Here is a 23,899-nt window from a genome sequence, read left to right as displayed (position 1 = left end):
TTTTCTCTCAAATTTTAGCCTCTTTTATGTGGCTTTTTTCTTCCGTCAGTAAATTTTTTGCCATTATCTTTTTTGTCAGTAAATTTGCCCTTAGCAGCTTTACTGTAAAATGGTTTCTTGGCTGATTTCTTTTTCTTTTTATCAAATTCAGATTTCTCGTCAGCTCTTCTGACATTTTTTGATTTATTAGCAGATTTGTCAGTAGATTTTGGCGCTACTGATTTAACCTTAAGAGATTGATTTGATTTTTTGCGACCTTTATGATCAGGTTTTTTCTTAGCTTTCGCTGCTTTATCAATCAAATCTAATTCTGAAGGTAGATATTCAAAATCAATCTCCCCAGTCATTCTATCAGCTTTGACAACTTTTATTTTAATAGGCTGACCAATTTTAAAGGTAAGTCCACTTCGTTCGCCAATAAGCGCCAACATTCGTTCTTGATAATTAAAATAATCACCTTTAAGGGTTGAAATATGAACTAAACCTTCAATCGTATTTTCAAGTTCAATAAACATTCCAAAACGAGTAACTGAAGCAATAATCCCTTCAAACTCTTCACCCACATGTTCTTCCATGAATTCGGCTTTTTTCATTTTTTCAACTTCACGTTCAGCATCAACCGCTCGGCGTTCACGATGACTAGAATGTTCTGCAATTTCAGGAATTTTATCTTCCCATTTTTGTAAAATATTAGCTGGTGTTTTCCCCTCACCAATTTCACGAATCAATCGATGAACCAACAAATCGGGATAACGACGAATTGGTGAAGTAAAGTGCGTATAATTTTCCGCAGCTAAACCAAAGTGGCCCTCATTGTTTTCTGAATAACGCGCTTGTTGCATACTCCGTAACAACATAGTTGACAAGACCATTTCGCCAGGCTGACCTTTAATTTTCTTCATGAAAGCTTGTAAAACCTTCTGATCAATGCCACTTGAAGTTCCTTCAATCTGCATTCCAAAAGTTGCCGCAAAATCAATAAAACGTTGCAATCTGTCAGCTTTTGGTTGTTCGTGAATCCGATAGATAAAAGGCAGACCGTGTGCTTCAAAATGTGTCGCAACTGTTTCATTCGCTTCAAGCATGAATGATTCAATCATTCGCTCAGCAACGCCACGTGTCCGTTTTCTAATTTCAATTGGCAGTCCTTTTTCATTGACAATGATTTTCGCTTCTACTGTATCAAAATCAATGGCCCCGCGTCTTTTACGCATGGCTTCTAAGATATGGTGAAGTTCAACCATTATTTTTACAGAATCTGCAATTTTAGCATATTTTTCAAGTGCTGCTTCATCTCCTGCAATCATTTGATTAACGGCATCATAAGTCATTCTTTCTGTCGTTTTAATAATTGATTGAGAAATTTGATAGTTGATCACTCGACCTTCAGGACTAATTTCCATGACACAAGATTGTGTTAGACGATTGATTCGAGGATTCAATGAACAAATTCCATTAGAGAGACGTTCGGGCAGCATTGGAACTACTCGATCCGTCACATAAACAGAAGTTCCACGTTCGTAAGCTTCTTTATCTAATGGAGAATTTTCAGTGACGTAGTGTGAAACATCCGCAATATGTACTCCTAATTCATAGTTTCCATTTTCCAAACGTTTAGCATGCACAGCATCATCAAGGTCTTTTGCGTCTGCTCCATCAATTGTAAAAGTGATTTCATTACGATAATCGACCCGTCCCACAATTTCATTTTCTGGAACTTCTTCTGGAACAGCTTCAGCTTGGTCTAAAACTTCTTTTGGAAATTCAGAAACAATATCCATTGAAGCCAAAACTTCCAAAACGTCAATTCCTTGATCATCTGCTTGACCAATAATTTCAGTGACTAATCCTTGCATTGTCTGTGGAAATTCCTTATCTGGATAATGAGTGATTTCAACACGCACAATCGCTTTATTTTCAGGAATTAATCCTTCATTTCCTAAATAAACACGATAAGGGATTTTTTTATTCCGAGATTTAACAAAACCAATCAGTCCTGTTTGCTCTTTTTCATCATCATTCAAAGCTACAAAGGTTCCAACAACCTGATGGACGTCATGGCGAATGATTTCGACAACATGTCCTTCAGCAGAAGTTCCTTTGAGCGCATTGGCATTTTTATCAATTTCAATAAAAACTTCGTCACCATCAAGAGCGAAAGCCGTTTGACCTCTTGCGACAAAAACGTCTGGTTCTTCAGCATCAATACTGACAAAACCAAAGCCAGCTGCATTGGCCCGGAAAATTCCGCTGATGACAACTTTTGCCTCTTCTTTTTCGGCTAGCTCAACTTTACCTTTTGCAGTAAAATTAAGCAAATGCTCGGCTTCTAGTGAAGCTAAAGTTTTGACAAATACTTTGTAATCTTTAGCCTTATTCATATGTAACGCAACTGACAATTCTTCTACTGACAGTGCTTTTTTTGAACTATTCTCAAGATAGTCCATGATTACTTCTCTAATACTCATTATATTCTCTCAATGAACTTTTTGACCACAAAAATTGGACAAAAAGCCCCTTTCTTTTTTTGTTTCAAATATTAACTTGATTTTTTAGCTAATATTTTAAGAGATTATCAGTGGTATTAATCATTTTATCAGACATTTTTGACTGATAGAATCAATTCTACCACTGACAATTTGGACAACTAAACATTTGACACAATTAGAAAAACATTTATAAGAAAATAAAATACGGACTGTTTTCAGCCCGCAATTTTAACGTGTTGATAAAACAACAAGAGCAAATCCAATAACTAACCATAAGCCAATCATGATTGCTGTAAAACGCTGCATCACTGCCTCAAAACCGCGCGCTTTACGACGTTCAAACAATTCACCTGTTCCACCCGAAAAAGCATCTGCTGCTCCATCTTGTTTTGAAGGTTGCATGAAAATCGCTACAATAATAAATGCTGAAACTACAAGCATTGCAACAAGCAAAATGTCATAAATTACTTTTTCCATAGTCTTATAAATTACTTAGGCGATAAACCTAATCTCCTTTTTCAAAATTGCGTTACTTACATTTTACCATATTTTCGATTAAAAGTCATTCCGAATCCTTTAATAAAAAATTACTGACGATTTTGTCAGTAATTTTTTATTTTAATCAAGTTCAGCTACAAATTTATAAGCTTCTTGAGCTGCTTGCGCTCCATCACCAATAGCTGTAGTGATTTGACGGAAATCTTTTTGACGAACATCACCTACGGCAAAAATACCAGGTAGACTTGTTCTCATATGGTCATCGGTAATAATCCAACCGGCTTCATCAGTAATTCCAAGATTACCAGCAAATTCAGCAACTGGGTCAAGTCCCACATAAATGAAGATTCCACCAAAAGCTTTTTCAGTTACTTCACCCGTTTTAACGTTTTTATAAACAACGGATTGAACTTTTTTGTCATCCCCTTTAATTTCCATAGGAACAGAATCCCAAATAAAGTTGATTTTTTCTTCTTTGAAAGCTCTTTGTTGGATAATTTCTTGTGCACGCAATTTATCACGACGATGCATAATTGTTACGGATTGACCAAAACGAGTCAAGTAGAGAGCTTCTTCAACAGCAGAGTCACCACCACCAATAACTAAAATTTCTTGGTTTCTAAAGAAAGCACCATCACAAACGGCACAGTAGGAAACTCCGCGAGCCCCATATTCTTCCTCACCGGGAATTTCAAGCTTACGGTGATTAGCTCCTGTCGCGATAATAATTGATTTAGTGACAAACTCATCATCTTCTGTGATAATTTTTTTGTAATCCCCATGGTCTTCAATAGCCGTCACAAAACCATAAGCATTTTCTACACCTAAACCTTCCAAAGGTTCAGCCATTTTCATTGAAAGTTCAGGACCCATGATTGTTTCATAGCCAGGATAATTTTCAATTTCAGCTGTGTTATTCATTTGACCACCAGGAACACCACGTTCTAAAAGCAAAGTTTTCATTTCAGAACGTGCAGTATACATCGCTGCAGTCATTCCCGCAGGGCCTGAACCAATGATGACAACATCATATTTCTTTTCTGTCATTTTTAATCCCTTTTCTAAGAGCTAAAGAACTCCCCTTAAATTCATAAACTCAAGCTAGCATTTCAGCAAACTTGAGCCATTTTTTATTAGTTCTAAAAACTCTTTTTTCTAATATCTAAAATCTTATAGCACCATTTTACATTGTCAAACGATATTTTTCCATTAATTAGATTTATTTAAAGCATAAATAGAAATCAAAGTCCACGAATTCTTAGTATTACAAGTACTCCTAAAACAGCAAAACTCAGGATAGGCGTCGTTAAAATACCAACTAAAATTAAATCAAAAATTCGATTTCTTCTTTCAGTCCACGGTTTTTTCGTATTTCGCACAAGGTAAGTGAAAGCATATAATCCACCTACCAATAAAACAAAGATAGCTGAAATTAATAGACCTTTTAAATAAAACTGTAAAATCATCATTTTAGTTATTAACCTCTAAATTCTTGACATGACGTGATAAAAACTCTCGTGTACGAGGATTTTTTGGTGAGTAGAAAACTTCTTGAGGAGTTCCCGCTTCAATGATTTTCCCTTGTTCAAGAAAAAGCACTTTTGTTGCTACATTATAAACAAAGTCCATTTCATGACTGACAAGAACCATTGTTTGTTTATTTTGAGCGGCATTTAAAATCACTTCTTGAACTTCACCAACTAATTCAGGGTCAAGGGCAGATGTCGGTTCATCTAAAAGTAAAAGTTTTGGTTGCATCGCTAAAGCACGAGCGATTCCAACCCTTTGTTTTTGACCACCTGATAAAAATTTTGGATAGTAATCTTTCCGGTCAGTTAGACCAACCTTATCTAATTCAGCTTCGGCAATCTCTTTTGCTTGCGCCTTAGATAATTTTTTAACCTGAATCAACCCTTCCATTACATTTTCAAGGGCAGTCCGACGTTCAAAAAGATTAAATTGTTGAAAAACCATTCCAGTCTTTCTGCGAAGTTCAAGTACTTCTTGCTTTGTGATTGTCGAATAATCAATCTTTAAGTCATCAATTTCAATTTGACCACTATCTGGTCTTTCAAGATCATTTAAAGCCCGGAGAAAGGTTGATTTACCAGCACCAGAAGCGCCAATAAGGGCAACAACATCTCCTTCTTCAATTTCCAAGCTAATGTCATTGAGAACTTGATTACCCGAAAATGTTTTACTTATATTTGTAATTTTAATCATTATCGTCCTCCTTAGGCTTGGTTAAATGGGTTCTTGCTCAATGAAATTTGTGCACGATTTTTACGTTTGTCATTTGGCATTCTTACGTCTAATTTACGCTCTAATCCACGAATTAAGAGTTCAAAAATAATACAAATTGGCCAGTAAACTAAAGCTAAGGCTAAATAAGTTTCAAATAAACGGAAGGTTGAGCCCCCAATAATTTGAGCACGAGCTGTCATTTCTACCACACCTGCAACGAAGGCAAGTGAAGTTGATTTCAAAAGTCCAATCAGAGCGTTTCCTAAAGGAGCCGTTGCAACGGTTGCTGCTTCAGGTAAAGTCACGCGCATAAAAACTTGGAAGTTTGTCATTCCGAGTGATTTGGCTGCTTCGATTTGTCCTTTATCAACGGATTGAATTGCAGCACGAATTGTTTCCGAGTTATAAGCCCCTTCGTTGAGTGCGAAGGCAACAATGACAAAAAGCATAGCTGGAATTGTATTGACATTAAAATTCGTTCCATAATTCATATTGATTGCTTTTAAAATCAACGGAATCCCCGTATATGAAAGGTATAATTGTACCAAAATAGGGGTTCCACGAATGAAACTAACAAACAAAGCACGCAATTGATTCAAAATTGGAATTTTATTAATACGAACCAAAGCAAGAATGAGTCCTAAAAGCAACCCAAAGGCCATGGCAATTATTGTCATTTCAAGAGACGACGGAATCATTTTTATAATTGGTAAAAAGGCATCTACAAATGCTGACCAACTAAAAATCTTTGTGAAAAACATGGTCCAAAAGTCATGAAAATTATACTGACCTTTGATTAAGAGAAAGGGAAGAGCTGGCAAGATAATTAAAGCCAAAAGCAAGACAATCCCAAGAATTATTTTTTTATTTTTTTTCATATTTTTTATTTTTCTAATAGGGAAAACTCTGTCAGTAAAAAAGTGACAGAGTTTATTCGGATTTATTGAACTTATCATTTAATATTTTTACATTTACTTATAAGTTCGATTTTTACCTGACCATCACTTCTACTATTATACAAAATTTTGGTCTTTTTTTCTCCTATTTTTTACGAACTGAGCTGTCAGTAAATTTTGATTGGTCAAGAGACAAATATTTTACTGACAGCTCTTCGATTTTAGGTTAAATTTCTTGTCAGTAAAATTTACTTAAACATTTCTGCTTTTGGCACGAAATCCCCACCAAGATATTTCTTGGAAATTTTCGCCAAACTACCATCAGCCTGCATTTTTGCCAAAACTCCATTCACATCTTTTTGAAGTTTTTTACCTTGCGAATCTTTGCCAAAGAGGAAATATTCATAACCGTCATGTTCAGCATCACCAGTATCCATACTGATATCTTCAATTTTTAGATTGTCAAAACCTTGTTCTTTAACTGCAGACTCTAAAGAAATCTTATCATAAAGCATGAAATCAATTTTTCCTGATTCAACTTGCGTGAATCTTGTGTTAATTGAAGTAGAATCTGCTGAGTAACTAATTTTAATTTCTTTATCTGGATTGGCTTTGTTCCAATCTTGAATTGACTTTGTATAATTTGATGCTGGATTACCAATTGTCGATTTCCCAGCCAAATCTGCCAAAGTTTTGTAAGTCCCAGACTTCACAAGAACTGCATTGTTTGATTTTGACAGTGGTGATGAGAAATAATATTTTTCAGCTCTCGTTTTTTCCCAACCAAAATCATTAGCACCCATTTGGTAACGGCCAGAATCAATCCCTGGTGAAATCCCAGAAAAATCTGTCACTTGAAATTTCACTTTATACTGTGGCAATTTCTTGAAAACCGCACGAGCAACCTCAATATCGTAACCCGTTAAATTTCCTTGACTATCTGAATAAGTAAATGGCTTTGTTGCCCCATCTGTCGCAATCACAACAGATGTTGCTTTATCTGATAAATCTTTTGAACCTGATGAGCATGCAACCAAAGTTCCAGCAGCGATAAGTGAAAGAGCGGCAAATGTGACCTTTAGTGATGTTCTCATAAAAGTTCCCCTTTAAAAATTTGATAGACCTATCTTAACACGAACTTAAGTCCTTTGCCATAAAAAAAACTTATAGCCAGATTTAGCTATAAGAATAACAAAAAAATAGCAATAAATGCTATTTCCTTCTATTATATTTAATACTCTAATGCAAAATCAGCCGACATATCAGTAACTGAACTGATTTTAACTGACTCACCAGGTTGTGGTGCATGAATCACTTGGCCATTTCCAAGATAAATTCCCACATGGTCTCCACCATAAAAGATAATCAAATCTCCAACTTTGGCTTGGTCAAGGCCGACTTGTTTTCCACTTGCAATTTGGTCCCAAGTTGTACGACCAATTTCTTTACCTAAAACTTCTCTATAGACGTAACTTGTGAATCCTGAACAATCAAAGCCAGCTGGTGTAGTTCCACCCCAAACATAGGGAACACCTAAATATTTTTTGGCTGTACTGACAAGTTTGTCAGCTCGTGTCTGAACTTCTTTAGCCGCACTTTGTGTTTTTTCTACTTTTGAAACGGCACTGACAGTATCATTCATTGTTTTTGTTAAAACATCAAGTGAATTTGTTGCTGCTGACAAATCTGTCAGTGAACTTTGTGCCTTATTATCATCAAATACTGAATCTGCTTTTGCAGGATTCGCAATCAGGGCAGCACTAAAACTTGTAAGAAGTGCTGCAGAAATAATTATTTTTTTCAACATTGTTAGCAAGTATAACACAAAAAAACCGCCTGACAAGCGGTTTTACAAGCTTTTAATTTTTTGTAAATTTGTTACCGAAAAAATTTACATTTAATCTTTACGTAACAAAATCACTTAAACTCATTTCTAAAATAATCCTGAGATTTTTCCATCATCAGTGACATCCATTTTTAAAGCTGCTGGATTTTTAGGAAGCCCTGGCATTGTCATCACATCCCCCAAAAGAGCAACGATAAATCCAGCTCCAATTTTTGGAAGTAGCTCACGAACTGTAACTTCAAAGCCTTCTGGCGCCGCTAAAAGATTTGGTTGGTCTGAAAATGAATATTGAGTTTTAGCCATGCATACTGGCAAATCATTCCAACCATTTTCTTCAATTTCTCTCATCTGACGCTTAGCCTTTGGTGAATAATTGACTTTGGAACCGCCATAAATTTCTGTCACAACTTTGTCAATTTTATCTGATAATGGCTCTTTTAGGTCATAAAGATAGCTAAAATCAGATTTTTCTTGTAACATTCCTGACAGTTTTTCGGCCAAATCTAAACCACCTTCACCACCCTTAGCAAAGACTTGGGTCAATGAAACTGGAACTCCCAATGCTTCTGTCAGCTCTTTTAATGCTGAAATTTCAGATTTAGTATCTGATGCAAACTCATTAATTGCCACAATTACTGGCAAACCGTAACTCTGCATATTTTTAATATGACGTTCTAAATTAGCAAAGCCCTTTTTAACGGCCTCTACGTTTTCCTTAGTCAATTCTTTTTTATCAAGGCCACCATGCATTTTAAGTGCACGAAGCGTAGCCACAATTACTACCGCATCAGGTTGTTTTCCGAGCTGACGAGTTTTGATATCTAAAAATTTCTCACCACCAAGGTCAGCTCCAAACCCAGCTTCTGTAATGACAATATCCGATAGTTTTAAGGCCGTTTTTGTTGCCAAAACAGAATTACAACCATGCGCAATATTGGCAAAAGGCCCACCGTGAATCAAAGCTGGCGTTCCCTCAATTGTCTGAACAAGGTTTGGTTTCAGTGCATCTTTCAAGAGCATCGCAATAGCCCCTTGAACCCCTAAATCACCAAGGGTTACAGGTTTACGGTCATAAGACTGAGCCAGAACAATTTTTCCTAAACGTTCTTTCAAATCGCTGATTGAAGTTGCCAAACATAAAACCGCCATAATTTCACTGGCTACTGTAATATCAAAACCATCTTCACGGGGCATACCGTTTAAAGGGCCACCAAGTCCAACAGTGACATGACGAAGGGCACGGTCATTCAAATCAACAACACGTTTCCAAATGATTCTTCTTGGGTCGATATTTAACGGATTTCCTTGATGAAGCGAATTATCAAGAAATGCCGAAATAGCATTGTTGGCAGTTGTAATCGCATGAATATCGCCCGTAAAATGAAGATTAATATCTTCCATTGGCAATACCTGTGCAAAACCACCACCAGCAGCTCCACCCTTAATTCCCATAACAGGCCCTAAAGAAGGTTCACGCAAGGCCACCATTACATTTTTACCTTGTCTTGCAAACGCATCAGCCAAACCGACAGTAACTGTCGATTTTCCTTCACCAGCAGGTGTGGGATTAATTGATGTCACCAAAACAAGTTTTCCTTCAGACTGTTGGTCAAATTTATCTAAAACCTCTAAAGGAATTTTAGCTTTGTATTTACCATAAAGTTCGATATCATCAAATGATAGTCCAATCTTTTCAGCAATTTTGGTAATAGGTTGAATGTCAGCAGCTTGAGCAATTTCAATATCCGTTTTCATAATTCTCCTCTAAAGGCATCTCATATTTGAGTTTAATTATACTAATTTTAATATTATTCTAACAAAAAATGAAGGAATTTTCCCTTAATAGTATTTCTTTTGGCAGGCTTAACTAAAAATTGTTCGGAAATAAAAAAACTAGTTTTCGCTAGCCTTTAGATTTTTTCAATTTTAACAGCTGTTCCATAAGCAGCGACAGAATCAATATTTTGGAAAGTCGATGAGTCAAAACGCATCGCAACAATTGCATTTGCTCCTTTGGCTTTAGCTTCCTCTCTCATACGATCAATCGAAGTTTCACGGGTTTCATGTTGAAGTTTTGTATAACCATTTATTTCACCACCCACAACTGTTTTCATTTGTTGACCAGCACTTGAAAATAAATTTCTTGAACGCGTTGTTAATCCGAAAACTTCACCATATACTTCAGTAATTCGATAACCAGCCACTTCATTTGTAGTCACAATAAGTATTTCTTCCATCATATCCCTCTTTTCATAAAGCATAATTTTAAAATAATTATAGCACGACTTAAAAAATAGTCAACATTTTTTATTTACTACTTTTAGTTTTGGTAAAGAACTTCAAATTCTTCGCAAAGCACTTCCATATCAGGACTATATACTTTTAAATCACTCCAAAAGTCTTGATGAACTTCCCGCCAGTAGTCTAAACTTTGGTCCCCTTCTCCTTCTTTAAAAGCATGTTCAGCGCTGACATCAAAAAAATTTCGCACATAAACTTTAGAAGTTGTAATAGCAGCTCTTGGTTGACCTTTTCCATCTAGTAAAATATCAAATTTTCCATCAACTGAAGGGAATGGTTCATCTTCACCATACTCAGCTACAGCGCTAGCCGTCGCACTTTTCTTTCCTTCTAATACTAAATCTAAAAGTTTATCAGCCAATTCTGGCTCAGTTATTGGACCATCAACCTCATTACAAAATGCCCAAGCCCATCTAAAATTTTCTCTTGCCAATCCTGCTTCTTTGATAAAATCTTCGTAAGTCATCTTTTCTCCCTTGTTTGAAGGAAAATTTATTTTCCTATTTATTCCATCATATCAAAAATTTTTAAGCACAGATGATTAAATGCATTTTTATTGATAATAAATAAAAAAGTCCTGCCATTAAGACAAGAACTTTAACTAATTATTCAGAAATCAAAGTTTCCAATCCAACTTTCATCATATCTGTGAAAGTCAATTGACGCTCTTCAGAAGTTGTTGACTCTCCAGTCAAAATATGGTCAGAAATTGTCATAATTCCCAAAGTTTGAACTTTATATTTTGCCCCAAGATAATAAAGGCCAGCAGCTTCCATTTCAACAGCCTTCACACCAAGTTTTCCAACTTTAACTGCATCTGGTCCACCGTAGAACAAATCAGAGCTGAGAATATTTCCAACGTGAGTTGTAATTCCAAGGTCTTTTGCAATATGATATGCTTTATCAAGCAAATCAAAATCAGCAATTTGTGGGAAATCAAAATCAGGGAAATCATTACGGATAATCGCTGAAGTTGTCGCAGCTGCTTGCCCAATGACAAGGTCACGAATATGAACCTCTTCATTTACAGAACCTGCAGTCCCAACACGAATTAATCTTTTTACACCGTATTCTGTAATTAATTCATTAGCATAGATTGAGATTGAAGGAATTCCCATTCCTGTTCCCATAACAGAAACACGATGACCCTTGTAAGTTCCAGTAAAGCCAAGCATTCCGCGAACTTGGTTAAATTGCACAGCATCTTCAAGGAAGTTTTCTGCGATGAATTTTGCGCGAAGTGGATCTCCTGGTAAGAGAATTTTATCTGCGATTTCGCCTTTTTGAGCTTCGATATGTGGTGTTGGCATTTTTAATTTCCTTTTCTTTTAATATAATTATCAAATTTACTGACAGAATTTCCATCAGTAAGTTAAGAACTTAATTTTTCCAGCGTTTCAAACCTTTGAGTTGCATTGGATAAAGCTTTTTGAAAAGCCATTTTTGCATTTTGGGCATTGAATTATTATCTAAACCTTTTCGCCCAATTTCAACCATTTCAGCAAAAGTAAGTTCGGGTTGGACAAATCGTCCTTGCATATAGCAATAGATACAATAGTCTGTTGAAAACTCTCCATTTGCTTCAGTTCCCTTATAAGAATCATCAGCAATTGGCATTCCACACGACTGACAAAATGCTTTCTTAGCCATAAATAAATCTTTCTAAACTCTGTCAGTAAAACTTACTGACAGAAATTTTTTCCTATTAAACCAAAGCATCCAAGAATGATTCACCAGTTTGAGCCTTCTTAACAGAGAAGTTTTCGGCAACAGTTGCTGAAATATCAGCAAAATGTCCCACTGGTAAAACTTTAGGGTCTTTCAATGATTTAGAGAAAATCACGAGTGGAATATATTCACGAGTATGGTCAGTTCCTACGTATGAAGGGTCATTTCCGTGGTCAGCAGTAATCATCAACAAATCATCTTCTTTCATTGCATCAATGATTTCTGGCAAACGACCGTCAAAGTCTTCAATTGCTTTTCCGTAACCTTCAACATCGCGACGATGTCCATATTTAGCATCGAAGTCAACTAAGTTTGTGAAAGAAAATCCTTCAGTAAACTCAGCTTTTGTCATTGCTTTAAGCAGACGGTCAACCCCGTCCATATCGTTATGATTATGCCCCATATCATATTTCACACCTACTGTGTTGAAAATATCTGAAATCTTCCCAACTGAATAAGTATCAATTCCAGCCTTATAAAGTTTTTCCAAAACTGTTTCAGCAAATGGTGATAAAGCATAGTCACGACGTCCATCAGTCCGTTCAAAGTTTCCAGCTTCTCCAACATAAGGACGAGCGATGATTCGACCAATCATGATTCCAGACCCTTCAAGGGTAATTGAACGAACATATTCACAAATTTTATAAAGTTCTTCACGAGAAATGACATCTTCATGTGCCGCAATTTGCAAAACAGGGTCTGCTGATGTATAAATAATCAACTCACCAGTTTCCAATTGACGAGGACCAAAATCTTCAATGACTGCTGTTCCAGAATAAGGTTTATTTGCTTCACGAATGATTTTACGGCCAGAAAATTCTTCAATTTTTTCAAGTAAATCCTCTGGATAACCTTCTGGATAAGTTGGGAAAGGCGTTTGAATATTTAAGCCCATAATTTCCCAGTGTCCAGTCATTGTATCCTTACCTTTTGAAATTTCTTCTAGTTTAGTGACATATGCTGCTGGTTTATCAGCTTTTGGAACCGTTTTGAGCGGACTTTTACGCGGGATATTTCCCCAACCTAATTTTTGAAGGTTAGGCACATCAAGCCCACGAATTTCTGAAATATGACCAATCGTGTCTGAGTTCACATCATTAATTGCTTCATGCGTTTCAACGTCATGATTAAAGAATTTGTCAGCATCTGGTGCAGCACCAATTCCGACAGAGTCCATTACAACAAGATGAATACGACCAAATTTTTTAGGCATTATATCTCTCCATTTCTGCTGCTATATCAATAGCAAAACTAACTAATTCTATTATACATAAACTCTTCCAAAAAGGGCAGTCAAAGCTGTTAAAAAAATACAATTTTCTTTCTAAAATCTACTTTTTTGATTAATAATTGTCATAAAAAAATCATTAGAAATTTTATCTAATGATTTTTATTCTTTTATTTTAAACTTTCTTGAAATTGTATTTTTGCCAAATCAAGATTTGCTTGTGAAATTGTCGTCACTCCTGACTGTTCCACTACTTTTTCACTATGGATATTAATTTCTTTAATACGTGTTGCACTATGATAATTTAATGCTAAAGCCTTAACATTTCCAAAATTGAAACTTGTGTTAAAAACTTTTGGAAATGTTGTCAAAATTTCCCCATAATGTCTAAGTAAAATAAGTGGACTTTTAACTTTACTTACGACTGCCATTACAACTTCTTGCTGACGTGCAAAAGCTTTTTTAGTATCTCCAGCATTTAACAAAGTAAAATATGCTGCCACTTCCTCTGCTTTATTTAAAACAACTGTTCCTTGAGGAAACTTAAATCCTTGTGCAGCAAATCCATTAGCATTTTGAATGGATACACCACCAATCGCTTGAACTAATTCTCCCATTTGATCTAATTCAATTCTTACAAATTTATTGGTTTTAACTTGAAGAAGATTTTCCATTTCTTTAATAACCGCAGCTTCTCCCTCAGAATTATAGAGATTTAGTAAGGTTTGCTTGTCTGGAAGTATGGCGCTTGTAGAAAGATTGATAACGGTAGTTTGTTGTAAACGAGGGTTTGTTGCTGCCAAATTTGCCGACACCAATACATCTTTCCCATCAATTTTACTTATTCCAAGAATTGCCGTCGTAAATGCCTCTTTCTTTTTTAAGGAAACAGAGGTCATTTGTGTTGGCGGATTCACATAAGCCTTCGTTACGGCTGTTTTCAAATCAAAATAAACTTTTCCACCAACAGCTCCTAAAATAATGATAAAAAACAAAAGTACAAATAAAAATATTTTTAAACCTTTCCTCTTCTTCTTTTTGTTTCCACGTTTTATTTGCCTTCCATCTTCTGCCACTCTAGATTTAACCATTTTATTCTCCTTAACCTGCCATAATTGACTCAATCAAATCTAAGACTCGGTCCGTTGATTTTCCATCTCGAAATTTATACATTTTATCAGTAAATAATTGCCGTTTCAAATCATCACTCTCTTTTTCACCATTAACAGCTAATATTGCGTTAATTAACTCATCTTCGTTTTTAGTGACTTGCCCTGGAAATTCATTTTCATAATCAATCGTAAATCCAGGCTTATGTGAATATGTCATTAAATCAGGACTATAAGCAATAATTGGTTTATTAAAGACCATCCAATCAATTGCAATTGCCGAATAATCTGTCACTAAAATATCTGTCACGCAAAAAAGTGAGGAAATCAACTCATCTTGAATATATAAAACATGTTCATTTTTTTCATAATTTGAATGCTGAATAAGTGGGTGACTTTTATAAATGATTATATAATCATTTCCAATTGCCTGATGAACCTTTTCCATATCAACCAGTGCTTCCTTAAAATGCGTACTAATCCGTCCTCTAAATGTTGGAGCATATGTAATAATTTTCTTTCCTTTTAAAAGAGGATATTTCCCTAGCAATCTCTGATAAGTCAAGTCAACAAAATTTTGGTCGAAAATCTTATCATTATTTGGAATTCCAGTAACAAAAACCTGATCCTCTATAACATTAAATGCACGCGCAAAAATTGGTTTTAAGAAGTCGGAGTTAACAATCGTATAGTCATAATGATTAACGATATAGTCTCGCTCCACATCATTTCCAAATTTTTTCAAAGCGCCTGTCGCATGCCACAACTGCAAAACTTTAACATTCTTACGGTGTGGAAACTTGGAAACAACAAAATTATTGTAATCAATAATGACTAAACGTGAACTTTCAATCAAAAATAATTGGCGAATACAAGCATAACCATATTTTATATTTCCCCAAAGTGATGATTCAAATTTGAACAAAACTGTCCGCAATTCATATTTATTTTTTTCGTTCAACCGATCATAAATCAACTTAAAATCTTTTGATAAATTATCATGTTCCAAAGAAATAAAAGTAATCCGATTCTTCTTCACCCTCAAAATGAGGGAAAAAGGATAAAAAATTCCAAGAATTATTGTCAAAATAATTGATTTAGTTTTCATAAAAAATCCTCTTAGCAACCTTAGAACTAACTTTGCCATCGTTCCATGAATTAAAGACTTGATTAAATGCTTGCAAACGGTCATAGTCAAAGATATCTTCTTTAATTCTTCTCAACAATTCTTTTTCTGTTCTAATCACATCATTAGGCAACTCATCAGGAACCTTTAAGTAGAATCCCCTTAATTCTTGCTCATATTGTTCAAAGTCATACATATAAAAATAAATTGGACGGTTTAAATTCGCATAATCAAAAAATACACTAGAATAATCTGTAATTAGAACATCACTCATTAAATAAGCATCATTAATATCCGCACTTGCTGCCATAAGATACACAAAATCACTCAAATCATTCGGAACCTGATAAACATTAGAAATCAAATAATGAGGTTTAAACAAAATAACTGTGTCATCACCTAAGTGATTCTTCCACTTATAAAAATCAACAGCCAATTTAAATCTATATCCTTTTATTCCAAAAGAATCATCGCGCCAAGTTGGAGCATAGAGAACAATTTTTTTATCAATTGGCAAACCATAGCGCTGTTTTAGTTCCATACATTTACTAGAATCAACATTTACCAAACAATCAACCCTCGGATACCCAACTTCCAATAGTTTCCCTTTATCTAGATTAAAAGCGCTAGTAAAAGCTTGACTTGAAAAAGGATTAGGCGAAATCAAATAATCCCAATGCCGACTATCTTCGTCATAACTCCTAAGCATCTGCTGATAAGATAAACGACTTCGATAATAAGTAATACCATTATCTAAAATATCATGTCCCAAACGTTTCAAAGGCGTTCCATGCCAAGTTTGTAAATAAACCTGCTCCCCCTTTTTATGATAATAAGGAGCCATTTTTGAATTAAATACCCAATACTTTGCTTTGGAAAGTAAATAATAATAACTAAATGAGTTAAATTTAACTACCTTAGCCCTATTAACGGACCGTTTTACTTTAAAAGCCCAGACAAAATGATAACTAGCAAATTCCTCATGATCTCTTAAATATTCAAAAAGATATCTTGGATTATCTGAATAAGCCTTTCCATTAAAAGAAGCGAAAATAACCAATTTATCATCTGTTTTTACAAATTTCCCTAAAATCAAAAGGAAAAGAGATAACATTTTTCTAAGTATTAATAATCGCATTTTGACTAATAAATTTAGCATTTTTCCCCTTTCAAATGATTTTAGCTCATTTGTTTTCGAATAATTTTTATCAACTCTTTAATTGATAAATTTGTTAAAAACGAATCTGAAATTTCATTAATAATTTCTTGACACTTTTTCAAATCCTTTTCTTTACGCAAAGCTTTTAAAATTTGATTAAGATCACCATCTTCCGGTTTACCTACAATTTTTAAAGAATTAGCAAGCGCTAATTTTGAAATAATAATCACGTTTGCTTCATTTGGTAAGATCACTTCTTTAATAAACTTTTTCTTATGCAATCGATAGATATCATCTTCGACTTTAACGTATAACTCATCACTGACATCTGGTTTAGGATAATTTGATTTTTGTTTTTTTATCAAATTTTCAAGTTGCAAAAATATTTTGATTAGTTTAGTTGGATTTCCTAAAAAAGAAAATTTAGAAAAAATCAGACTTAAATCGCTCATACACTCTTTTTCTATTAATTAGCTCTTATCACTTATTCGTTTGGTAGTATTATGACTACTTTCCCTTTTTGAGTAAAGTTTTCCAATTTCCTTTTTTATATTTGAAGAAGAAACTTTACCACGTGGAAAATACATAATTTTCAAATTAGGAAATTCTTCTTTTAGAAAATCAAATTTTCCTTTCCAGTCATCTCCCATCGCAAAAATATCAACATCGAACATATCAATATAAAGACTTTTATCATTCCAAGACTGCTCTGGTACAACTAAATCCACATAACGAATTGATTCTAAAACATACTTTCTTGTATCATAGTCTTGAAAACACTTTTTCCCCTTTTCATTATTAAATTCATCCGTTGATAGCATCACAATTAACTTACTTCCAAGATTTTTAGCATTTCTTAGCATATTAACATGACTCTCATGCAAGATATCAAACGTTCCAGCAACTAAAACTACTTTTTCTTTATCCATTTAAAGTTCTCTTTTTTATATTTACTTTTTCAGTGTTAATGATAAATTTCGATATCGAAAATGTCCCGCTCCCACCATATGAGGACCTAATTCCAAATATCTACCTTTGCAATATAATTCAATTTTTATATGCTTCCACTTCCTTGAACTAAGGTTTTCTAATTTTGAAGAATAAATCTTGACTTCTCGAAGCTCTCTACTCACCTTATCATCATAAGTCCAAACATAAAAAAACGCATCATTTAAGTGTAAACTAAATAAATTTTCAACCCAAACTTCCATAGAAATCTCAAATTTCTGAGTTACATATTCACAATTTGGAATTTGAATAGGCGAACTATGAAGGATAGTGAATCCATCCATACTTGTTCTTTCGATTTCTAATATGCCATTTTCTACAAAATATTCATTAGAGTCATCTCGCCAATACTTCTTCCCCTCACTAAAACTTGCATTTCTGATTAGATTGTACTTGAGAGAAGCTTCTGAAATCTCAACTTCCTCTTTTCTTAGATATCGAGAAATTTCTGTTGAATCATAGATTACTGGAAGTCCCTTTTTTTCTGCATATTCATTAAACCTCTGCCAAACTTGACTCATATTGCTGTTAAATCCTATCTCTTTGAAAAATTCAATGCTATTAATCAAAATGACTGTATTTGGTAAATATTTTTGAACAGATTCAATAAAGAGATTAAAAGCCTTACACCAAAGCGAAGAATAGTTGATAAATTCTTGAACCGAATGGTTAGAATTCAAAACCCTTTTTATTTTAATATGAGAAAAAGAATAAACTTCCGCCATATTTTCAAAGGAATTTGTCAAGAAACTTTGGTCTTGTGTCTCCACTACTCCATGAAAAACATCACTATAAAAATCCAATAATAATAAGTCTGGCTGCGCAACAATTAAACTGCTTAAAGTTTCTTTATCTAATTCATTCAATATTTGTTCAGCTTTTTCAAAGCTTATTTCCTTATCTAATTGATTAAAATTGTAATCAACTGCTTTTGCCATAAGTGAAATAAATGAAAGATTTTTTCGATAAAGTACAACTTCAAAATTAGATTTACTTTTATCAAAAAGTTCTCTTGATAAGTCTGAACCAATAATTGCCACTCGATTTTTCATGTTTTTTCCTTTTTAATTAAACAAACAACAGTTTTAAAGATTTTACTTATTAAGTTATTAAAGCCCTCAACTCTAAAATTTATCACTACCTTCAAAACCAAATTCTTTTTCGATACTTTTTAAGGCAAGTCCAAAAACTTGGTCCATATCATAATATTGATAATTTCCCAAACGACCACCAAAAATAACCGTTTTTTCATTATCCGCTAATTTACGATATTTCTTAAAAAGTTCTGAGTTTTTTGTATCATTGACAGGATAATAGGCTTCTTTTGTAGGATCCCAATCTTGAGGATATTCTTTAGTGATGATTGTTTTATTATCATCGCCTTTTTTGTCAAAATGACGCCATTCCATCACCCGAGTGAACGGAGTTTCAGCATCTGTATAATTAATAACAGCATTTCCTTGCTTGTTATCTGTTTCAAAAGTTTCTGATTCAAAACGAACTGAGCGATACTCTAATTCTCCAAATTCATAGTTGAAATATTGGTCAATCATCCCTGTATAAACAATTTTAGGGAATTCCGCTAAATAATCCTCTTTATTTGAGAAGAAATCAGTATTTACTTGTACATCAATCAAATCAGAATCCAGCATCTTATCAAAAATTGCTCTATAACCATCTACTGGAACCCCTTGATATCGATGGTTGAAATAGTTATTATCAAAAGTGTAACGAACTGGCAAACGACGGATAATAAAACTTGGAAGTTCTGTTGCTTTACGCCCCCATTGTTTTTCAGTGTAACCTTTGATCAATTTTGTATAGATATCTGTCCCAATCAATGAAATCGCTTGTTCTTCAAGATTTTTTGGAATACCTGAAAGACCTGCAGCAACTTTTTGCTCCTCAATTTTTGTCGCTGCTTCTTCTGGAGTTTTCACTCCCCACATTTGATAAAAAGTATTCATATTGAATGGAAGATTATAAAGTTCACCTTTATAATTAGCTACTACTTGATTAATATACCCATTGAACTCTGTAAATTGATTAACATAATCCCAAATTTCTTTATTGTCTGTATGGAAAATGTGTGCTCCAAAGTCATGGACATTGATACCATGTTCTTTATGAGTGTACATGTTTCCACCAACATGTGCACGTCGCTCAATAATCAAGCTACGTTTACCACGCTTAGCTGCTTCATGCGCAAAAATTGTACCGTAAGGGCCTGCTCCAACAATTAAGTAATCATAGTTTTTTGTATTAAATTGCACCTTTAAACTCTCCAGATTCATTTATTTTTCTTAAATATATTTTCTAATGATTTTTTAGTTTCACTATTTATCGGCTCTCTGATGAGTTTAGAAAATACCTCTACAAAATTTGAAAAAGTAAATGAACGATATCTTGTTTCTAAAAATTTAGGATGTTTTTTAGCAAATAAGGCAACCAATCTTGTCCATTCCTCAATATATTCAAAGACCGACTCTTTCAAATTAAGTGAACTATCCCAAGGAAGTTTAATTCCGTCACTTTTCAAATATTCTTCCCATTGCACCGTTGGCAGCAACAAATAACAAGAAAGAAAATGAGTATGCGGAAGGAAATTCATAGATATATCCACCCAAACAGAGTTTACTCGCCTAGCCTGATTCATCCAAAATTGAATAGCAAAACCTTCTGAGAAACGATTCAGTACTGTGATTTTCACATGATCATGGCTAAATAAAATAAGATGCCCAGCAGTACCGTAAACACAAGCAACTTCTTTTGCTCCTGCCATGATTGCCACCTGCTCTCTAATTGAATACTTTTCTGGTGAGATGATTTCATAGCCCTGAGAACGATAAAAGGCTTCAAAATAATCCTCATTTACCGTGATTCCATCAGAAAAATTCTTAGGTAGCGCTGTCCTTGTCAGATAGACCTTGTCAAACGTCTTTGGTTCAACACTATCACGGATTGCATCATAAATTTTCATCGCTTTATCTTTGAAGCCATCATAAGCAATCGTTGACTGTTCTGGAATGATAACTTCACTAAAACACGTTGGTTCCTTAATTAAAGTGATTTGTTCTTTTTTCAAACCTAACATCATTAAGAAATCAAGATATTTAATTTCATCATTCGGAGCGATAAAAGCATATTTGATATTTGGATCAGGATTTTCTAAAAACCACCACAATCTTCCGAGCGACTCTGTAAGAAAATGTCCAAAATGTGGATGAGCCACGCCACAGTAAACGACTTTTTCTTCTATAACTTTTGGTTTATCTGATAAATTGTAACCCTTATCCACTTGACCAGTTTCATCAGATTTCCGTCTAGTCCTAATGTGGCCTGCAATAAAATTTCCTAAATTATCCGTGACACCACCAGACCAAGCAGAAAAATTAGCCTCTGATTTTATCGGTAAAATAACACCATTGTCTAAAACTTGAACTTTGGTTTCATCTTGGATAAACCAATCATGAGTACTTCTTCCCGCCCAACTTTCATAATTATCAGCAAAAACCTTACAGCTTGTTAATTCATAACTCATCTTATCTCCTTATCTTGAAGTTTTAGATAATTTTATTCTTATTCGGTATGGGAAGTCTCAAAATTTCCTCATAAACTCGTTCGGAATTATTTTTATCTGTATATTTAAAGAAACTATCAACCCTTTTCACATATTTTTCTTCCATTGAGCAATTATTATCAATATAGTTTTGAACTTTATTAATAACCGATTCTATAGAAAGACAAATCTCACCAAAACCATCTCTTTCATATGAAAAATATTCTGGATTTTCCTCATCTTCCTCTTTTATAGAATGATAATAAATAATAGGTTTTTTCAAATAGGCAAAATCCACGACAGCTGATGAATAATCCGTAATTAGAATTGCTGATTTTTCGTAAATTTCATTATAAGAAATCTCTGTACTTACAATCTCTATTTCTTCTGGAATATCAAAATCTTCTATTTGTACAAAGAACTTTGGATGGGCTTTAAAAATGAAGCGATAATTATTTTTTCTAAGTAATTCAAGTAACTTTTCATCATTTAAAAATTCATTGATTGATCTAAAGAAATCAGACTCCTTAAAATGTTTATCATAAGACCCGTCATCCTTGGAATATTGAATTCGCCAAGTAGGTAAAAAAGTTATCATATTTTCTGAATTATTTTTTAACAAGTCAAATCTTGGTAAACCTGTCAATCGAACTTGCTTTTCTTTAAAACCAGTATCTTCTGAACGCATTAGCTCATACTCTTTTTCTGTAGAAGTGACCATAAAATCAAAGTTTTTACTCGAACTATTTAAATACCAATCTGAAAATGAAGTTTTCCTGATGATTCCATGTTGTAAGAAGACTTCTTGAGCATTTGAGAGTGCCTGAACAATCAATTTAAATTCATATTTAGGAATATTAGTGTCAATATTTACCCATTCCCAAAAAGTTGTTGATGAAATTACTTTTTCAGCAAACATCAATAAAAATTTATATTCAAAAGAACCATAAATGATGATATTAGCACTTACTCCTTCAAAATTTTGATAATAAGTTTCATCAGGAATAATCATAAATTTTTCAATACCATCTTCTCTATTCGCACAATATCTAAATAAAGCCTCTGCATTATCTCCAATTGTTGTTGGACGGTCTATAAAAAGCCAAATTCTTTTGTTTCGATAACTTTCAAAATAGTCAACATAATGTTCAAATAAAAAATCATCTTTATAGTTTTTCTTTCGACTAAGGACGGTATTGTTTAAACTATGTTTGGTCAATTTTTCAACTACAAGCGCGTGTCTGGACCATGATTTTTTAATGATAGCTTCTTCTCCAATAAAGAAATCATTCTTCCAATAAAATCTTGAGTTCCAACCATGTACTAAATGAGCAGCTGCATACTTATCTTGATACTTAAAATAAAACTCAACACTTTGAAGTTCCTGATTAAGCATCCCAGCCAAATTAATATTAAATTCAAAATCAACAGCTGGAAATATTTCTCGTCCTAAATAATATTTCAAGTCATCATGTTTAGATTTATTAAGAACTCCTTCAATGAATTCTCCTCTATATTTAGCAACTAATTTCACTTCATTAATCATTGGTCGAACATAAAAACCTCTAATTTGTAGTTGTTTTTCTCTTTGATTTATCCAATTAATTTGTGCATTCCCATCAAGATTTTCAATCACTTCATCAGCAATCTGAAAACGTGGTTCTATCTCATTAACAGCATTTCTCAAATATATCTGTCCATATTTTAAAGACTTAAAATAAATTTGATACCAATAAGGAATATATTTTTGTTCAAGCAAATCATCATCAACTTGTTGCAAGATATATCTAATATTTTCTAAGGCTCCATCTAAATCAAAATTATTTTCATTATTGCTTGGCTCATTTGATTTAAACCAGTGTAAATCATATAAACGACTAACTTGATTTTCTCGAGGAACTTGCCCTAATTTCTGCACAAATGTTTCAAATTCTTGCTTATAATAAGAAATTCGATCATAAAAATCAGAATTATTTTCTGCATTATCAATAGTACTTGATTCATCTAATCTTTTACGAAGATAGTAATAAAGATTATCATTATACCAGCCTACAATATGTTTTTTATTAATGATTTTCAAAATAAAATCAGCATCTTCAGAGATAGTCATTTCCTCATTAAAGCGCACCATTTCCAAAGCTTGAGAGACAAATAATCCAGAATTAACGTGTGAAAAGAAAGCAAAAGACTTGCTCATATCAAGAATCCCACTTTTCCCTCTATCCACAGCTCTGTATGAATAATGAAGTCCTTCTTGTTTTTCAAATGTACGAATTGGAATAAATACCGCATCAGGAATAACTTGTTCATCCAGTATTTCGAATTCTTCATCCTTTTTTTCATACTGTTTAAAAAAAGCAATCAAAGTTTCCAAATGATTTGGATCATATTTATCATCCCCATCAATAAAACAAGTATAGGGTGCTGAAAAATTTTTAAAACAAAAATCTAGACCCACATTTCGTGCAGCAGATACTCCCTGATTTTCTTGAGTAATGACAACAATGCTTGGATACAAAAAACGTAAACTCTCTATCACTTCTTGCGAGTTATCAGTGCTTCCATCATTTATAATCACTAAATTGATATTATCAAAACCAATCGTTTGGTGAGTAATACTATCAACAGCATCCACTAAATATCGTCCAACATTGTAAACTGGAATAATGCAATTGACTAATTTTTTATTCATTGTTTTCCTTCTATCA

23 protein-coding genes are annotated in these 23,899 nt (G+C 33.8%); all 23 read right to left on the bottom strand.

Translation table 11 applies throughout. The features are described from left to right. Positions 1 to 14 precede the first annotated feature (14 nt). A complete protein-coding gene (gene rnr / locus AB6B24_RS02610) occupies positions 15 to 2,468 on the bottom strand; it encodes a ribonuclease R (protein WP_311802521.1) in 2,454 nt (817 codons plus the stop codon). Between the two features lie 249 nt (positions 2,469 to 2,717). Next, positions 2,718 to 2,966: a preprotein translocase subunit SecG gene (gene secG / locus AB6B24_RS02605; RefSeq protein WP_003130913.1), complete on the bottom strand. Its 249-nt coding sequence runs from the start codon at positions 2,964 to 2,966 to the stop codon at positions 2,718 to 2,720. Between the two features lie 141 nt (positions 2,967 to 3,107). After that, the gene (trxB, locus tag AB6B24_RS02600; protein ID WP_010905642.1) at positions 3,108 to 4,034 is read right to left on the bottom strand and encodes a thioredoxin-disulfide reductase; all 927 of its coding nucleotides are present in this window, start codon (positions 4,032 to 4,034) and stop codon (positions 3,108 to 3,110) included. Between the two features lie 194 nt (positions 4,035 to 4,228). Further along, complete coding sequence (locus tag AB6B24_RS02595; RefSeq protein WP_004255037.1) at positions 4,229 to 4,456, bottom strand: DUF4059 family protein; 228 nt, start codon at positions 4,454 to 4,456, stop codon at positions 4,229 to 4,231. 1 nt (position 4,457) lies between these two features. Beyond that, on the bottom strand, positions 4,458 to 5,210 hold the full coding sequence (locus AB6B24_RS02590) for an amino acid ABC transporter ATP-binding protein (RefSeq protein ID WP_004255031.1): 753 nt from the start codon (positions 5,208 to 5,210) through the stop codon (positions 4,458 to 4,460). A gap of 11 nt (positions 5,211 to 5,221) precedes the next feature. Beyond that, positions 5,222 to 6,109, bottom strand: coding sequence for an amino acid ABC transporter permease (locus AB6B24_RS02585; protein WP_153241371.1), 888 nt, complete (start codon positions 6,107 to 6,109; stop codon positions 5,222 to 5,224). 266 nt (positions 6,110 to 6,375) lie between these two features. Further along, entirely contained in the window at positions 6,376 to 7,221 is an 846-nt protein-coding gene (locus AB6B24_RS02580; protein WP_311802519.1) for an amino acid ABC transporter substrate-binding protein, read from the bottom strand. A 137-nt stretch (positions 7,222 to 7,358) separates the two neighbouring features. Then, entirely contained in the window at positions 7,359 to 7,952 is a 594-nt protein-coding gene (locus AB6B24_RS02575; protein WP_038601356.1) for a C40 family peptidase, read from the bottom strand. A 108-nt stretch (positions 7,953 to 8,060) separates the two neighbouring features. Continuing rightward, the gene (locus AB6B24_RS02570; protein ID WP_311802517.1) at positions 8,061 to 9,728 is read right to left on the bottom strand and encodes a formate--tetrahydrofolate ligase; all 1,668 of its coding nucleotides are present in this window, start codon (positions 9,726 to 9,728) and stop codon (positions 8,061 to 8,063) included. Positions 9,729 to 9,883: 155 nt separating this feature from the next. Further along, entirely contained in the window at positions 9,884 to 10,210 is a 327-nt protein-coding gene (locus tag AB6B24_RS02565) for a heavy metal-binding domain-containing protein (protein ID WP_010905638.1), read from the bottom strand. Between the two features lie 83 nt (positions 10,211 to 10,293). Continuing rightward, on the bottom strand, positions 10,294 to 10,740 hold the full coding sequence (locus AB6B24_RS02560; RefSeq protein WP_195935448.1) for an ASCH domain-containing protein: 447 nt from the start codon (positions 10,738 to 10,740) through the stop codon (positions 10,294 to 10,296). A 139-nt stretch (positions 10,741 to 10,879) separates the two neighbouring features. Next, positions 10,880 to 11,584 carry a purine-nucleoside phosphorylase gene (deoD, locus tag AB6B24_RS02555; RefSeq protein WP_038601359.1) on the bottom strand — a complete coding sequence of 235 codons (705 nt, stop codon included), beginning with the start codon at positions 11,582 to 11,584 and terminating at the stop codon, positions 10,880 to 10,882. A 70-nt stretch (positions 11,585 to 11,654) separates the two neighbouring features. Beyond that, the gene (locus AB6B24_RS02550; protein ID WP_029343730.1) at positions 11,655 to 11,924 is read right to left on the bottom strand and encodes a zinc ribbon domain-containing protein; all 270 of its coding nucleotides are present in this window, start codon (positions 11,922 to 11,924) and stop codon (positions 11,655 to 11,657) included. Positions 11,925 to 11,979: 55 nt separating this feature from the next. Beyond that, positions 11,980 to 13,215 carry a phosphopentomutase gene (locus AB6B24_RS02545; protein WP_311802516.1) on the bottom strand — a complete coding sequence of 412 codons (1,236 nt, stop codon included), beginning with the start codon at positions 13,213 to 13,215 and terminating at the stop codon, positions 11,980 to 11,982. A 185-nt stretch (positions 13,216 to 13,400) separates the two neighbouring features. Beyond that, positions 13,401 to 14,321, bottom strand: coding sequence for an LCP family protein (locus tag AB6B24_RS02540; RefSeq protein WP_311802515.1), 921 nt, complete (start codon positions 14,319 to 14,321; stop codon positions 13,401 to 13,403). Positions 14,322 to 14,331: 10 nt separating this feature from the next. Next, entirely contained in the window at positions 14,332 to 15,447 is a 1,116-nt protein-coding gene (locus tag AB6B24_RS02535; protein ID WP_311802514.1) for a CDP-glycerol glycerophosphotransferase family protein, read from the bottom strand. Next, a complete protein-coding gene (locus AB6B24_RS02530) occupies positions 15,437 to 16,624 on the bottom strand; it encodes a CDP-glycerol glycerophosphotransferase family protein (protein ID WP_311802513.1) in 1,188 nt (395 codons plus the stop codon). Before AB6B24_RS02530 ends, AB6B24_RS02535 begins: the two co-directional genes overlap by 11 nt. Positions 16,625 to 16,644: 20 nt before the next feature. After that, positions 16,645 to 17,076, bottom strand: coding sequence for a hypothetical protein (locus AB6B24_RS02525; RefSeq protein WP_047206368.1), 432 nt, complete (start codon positions 17,074 to 17,076; stop codon positions 16,645 to 16,647). An 18-nt stretch (positions 17,077 to 17,094) separates the two neighbouring features. After that, a complete protein-coding gene (tagD, locus tag AB6B24_RS02520) occupies positions 17,095 to 17,553 on the bottom strand; it encodes a glycerol-3-phosphate cytidylyltransferase (protein ID WP_153241363.1) in 459 nt (152 codons plus the stop codon). 21 nt (positions 17,554 to 17,574) lie between these two features. Continuing rightward, positions 17,575 to 18,684: a DUF6270 domain-containing protein gene (locus AB6B24_RS02515; protein ID WP_311802512.1), complete on the bottom strand. Its 1,110-nt coding sequence runs from the start codon at positions 18,682 to 18,684 to the stop codon at positions 17,575 to 17,577. 72 nt (positions 18,685 to 18,756) lie between these two features. After that, entirely contained in the window at positions 18,757 to 19,905 is a 1,149-nt protein-coding gene (gene glf, locus AB6B24_RS02510; protein ID WP_195935454.1) for a UDP-galactopyranose mutase, read from the bottom strand. Positions 19,906 to 19,922: 17 nt separating this feature from the next. Next, entirely contained in the window at positions 19,923 to 21,173 is a 1,251-nt protein-coding gene (locus AB6B24_RS02505; protein ID WP_311802510.1) for a glycosyltransferase 61 family protein, read from the bottom strand. A 22-nt stretch (positions 21,174 to 21,195) separates the two neighbouring features. After that, a complete protein-coding gene (locus AB6B24_RS02500) occupies positions 21,196 to 23,883 on the bottom strand; it encodes a CDP-glycerol glycerophosphotransferase family protein (protein WP_311802509.1) in 2,688 nt (895 codons plus the stop codon). Between the last annotated feature and the right edge of the window lie 16 nt (positions 23,884 to 23,899).

Source organism: Lactococcus sp. AK05, from assembly GCF_041026685.1.
GTDB classification, from domain to species: domain Bacteria; phylum Bacillota; class Bacilli; order Lactobacillales; family Streptococcaceae; genus Lactococcus; species Lactococcus lactis.
Note: the sequence above shows the minus strand (reverse complement) of the source record. Positions and strands in the feature narration are given on the sequence as shown.

What these genes read in the sequence shown, in the direction of transcription:
- rnr (WP_311802521.1), bottom strand. Translation starts at nt 2,468, where the DNA reads ATGAGTATTAGAGAAGTAATCATGGACTATCTTGAGAATAGTTCAAAA.
- secG (WP_003130913.1), bottom strand. Translation starts at nt 2,966, where the DNA reads ATGGAAAAAGTAATTTATGACATTTTGCTTGTTGCAATGCTTGTAGTT.
- trxB (WP_010905642.1), bottom strand. Translation starts at nt 4,034, where the DNA reads ATGACAGAAAAGAAATATGATGTTGTCATCATTGGTTCAGGCCCTGCG.
- AB6B24_RS02595 (WP_004255037.1), bottom strand. Translation starts at nt 4,456, where the DNA reads ATGATGATTTTACAGTTTTATTTAAAAGGTCTATTAATTTCAGCTATC.
- AB6B24_RS02590 (WP_004255031.1), bottom strand. Translation starts at nt 5,210, where the DNA reads ATGATTAAAATTACAAATATAAGTAAAACATTTTCGGGTAATCAAGTT.
- AB6B24_RS02585 (WP_153241371.1), bottom strand. Translation starts at nt 6,109, where the DNA reads ATGAAAAAAAATAAAAAAATAATTCTTGGGATTGTCTTGCTTTTGGCT.
- AB6B24_RS02580 (WP_311802519.1), bottom strand. Translation starts at nt 7,221, where the DNA reads ATGAGAACATCACTAAAGGTCACATTTGCCGCTCTTTCACTTATCGCT.
- AB6B24_RS02570 (WP_311802517.1), bottom strand. Translation starts at nt 9,728, where the DNA reads ATGAAAACGGATATTGAAATTGCTCAAGCTGCTGACATTCAACCTATT.
- AB6B24_RS02565 (WP_010905638.1), bottom strand. Translation starts at nt 10,210, where the DNA reads ATGGAAGAAATACTTATTGTGACTACAAATGAAGTGGCTGGTTATCGA.
- AB6B24_RS02560 (WP_195935448.1), bottom strand. Translation starts at nt 10,740, where the DNA reads ATGACTTACGAAGATTTTATCAAAGAAGCAGGATTGGCAAGAGAAAAT.
- deoD (WP_038601359.1), bottom strand. Translation starts at nt 11,584, where the DNA reads ATGCCAACACCACATATCGAAGCTCAAAAAGGCGAAATCGCAGATAAA.
- AB6B24_RS02550 (WP_029343730.1), bottom strand. Translation starts at nt 11,924, where the DNA reads ATGGCTAAGAAAGCATTTTGTCAGTCGTGTGGAATGCCAATTGCTGAT.
- AB6B24_RS02545 (WP_311802516.1), bottom strand. Translation starts at nt 13,215, where the DNA reads ATGCCTAAAAAATTTGGTCGTATTCATCTTGTTGTAATGGACTCTGTC.
- AB6B24_RS02540 (WP_311802515.1), bottom strand. Translation starts at nt 14,321, where the DNA reads ATGGTTAAATCTAGAGTGGCAGAAGATGGAAGGCAAATAAAACGTGGA.
- AB6B24_RS02535 (WP_311802514.1), bottom strand. Translation starts at nt 15,447, where the DNA reads ATGAAAACTAAATCAATTATTTTGACAATAATTCTTGGAATTTTTTAT.
- AB6B24_RS02530 (WP_311802513.1), bottom strand. Translation starts at nt 16,624, where the DNA reads ATGCTAAATTTATTAGTCAAAATGCGATTATTAATACTTAGAAAAATG.
- AB6B24_RS02525 (WP_047206368.1), bottom strand. Translation starts at nt 17,076, where the DNA reads ATGAGCGATTTAAGTCTGATTTTTTCTAAATTTTCTTTTTTAGGAAAT.
- tagD (WP_153241363.1), bottom strand. Translation starts at nt 17,553, where the DNA reads ATGGATAAAGAAAAAGTAGTTTTAGTTGCTGGAACGTTTGATATCTTG.
- AB6B24_RS02515 (WP_311802512.1), bottom strand. Translation starts at nt 18,684, where the DNA reads ATGAAAAATCGAGTGGCAATTATTGGTTCAGACTTATCAAGAGAACTT.
- AB6B24_RS02505 (WP_311802510.1), bottom strand. Translation starts at nt 21,173, where the DNA reads ATGAGTTATGAATTAACAAGCTGTAAGGTTTTTGCTGATAATTATGAA.
- AB6B24_RS02500 (WP_311802509.1), bottom strand. Translation starts at nt 23,883, where the DNA reads ATGAATAAAAAATTAGTCAATTGCATTATTCCAGTTTACAATGTTGGA.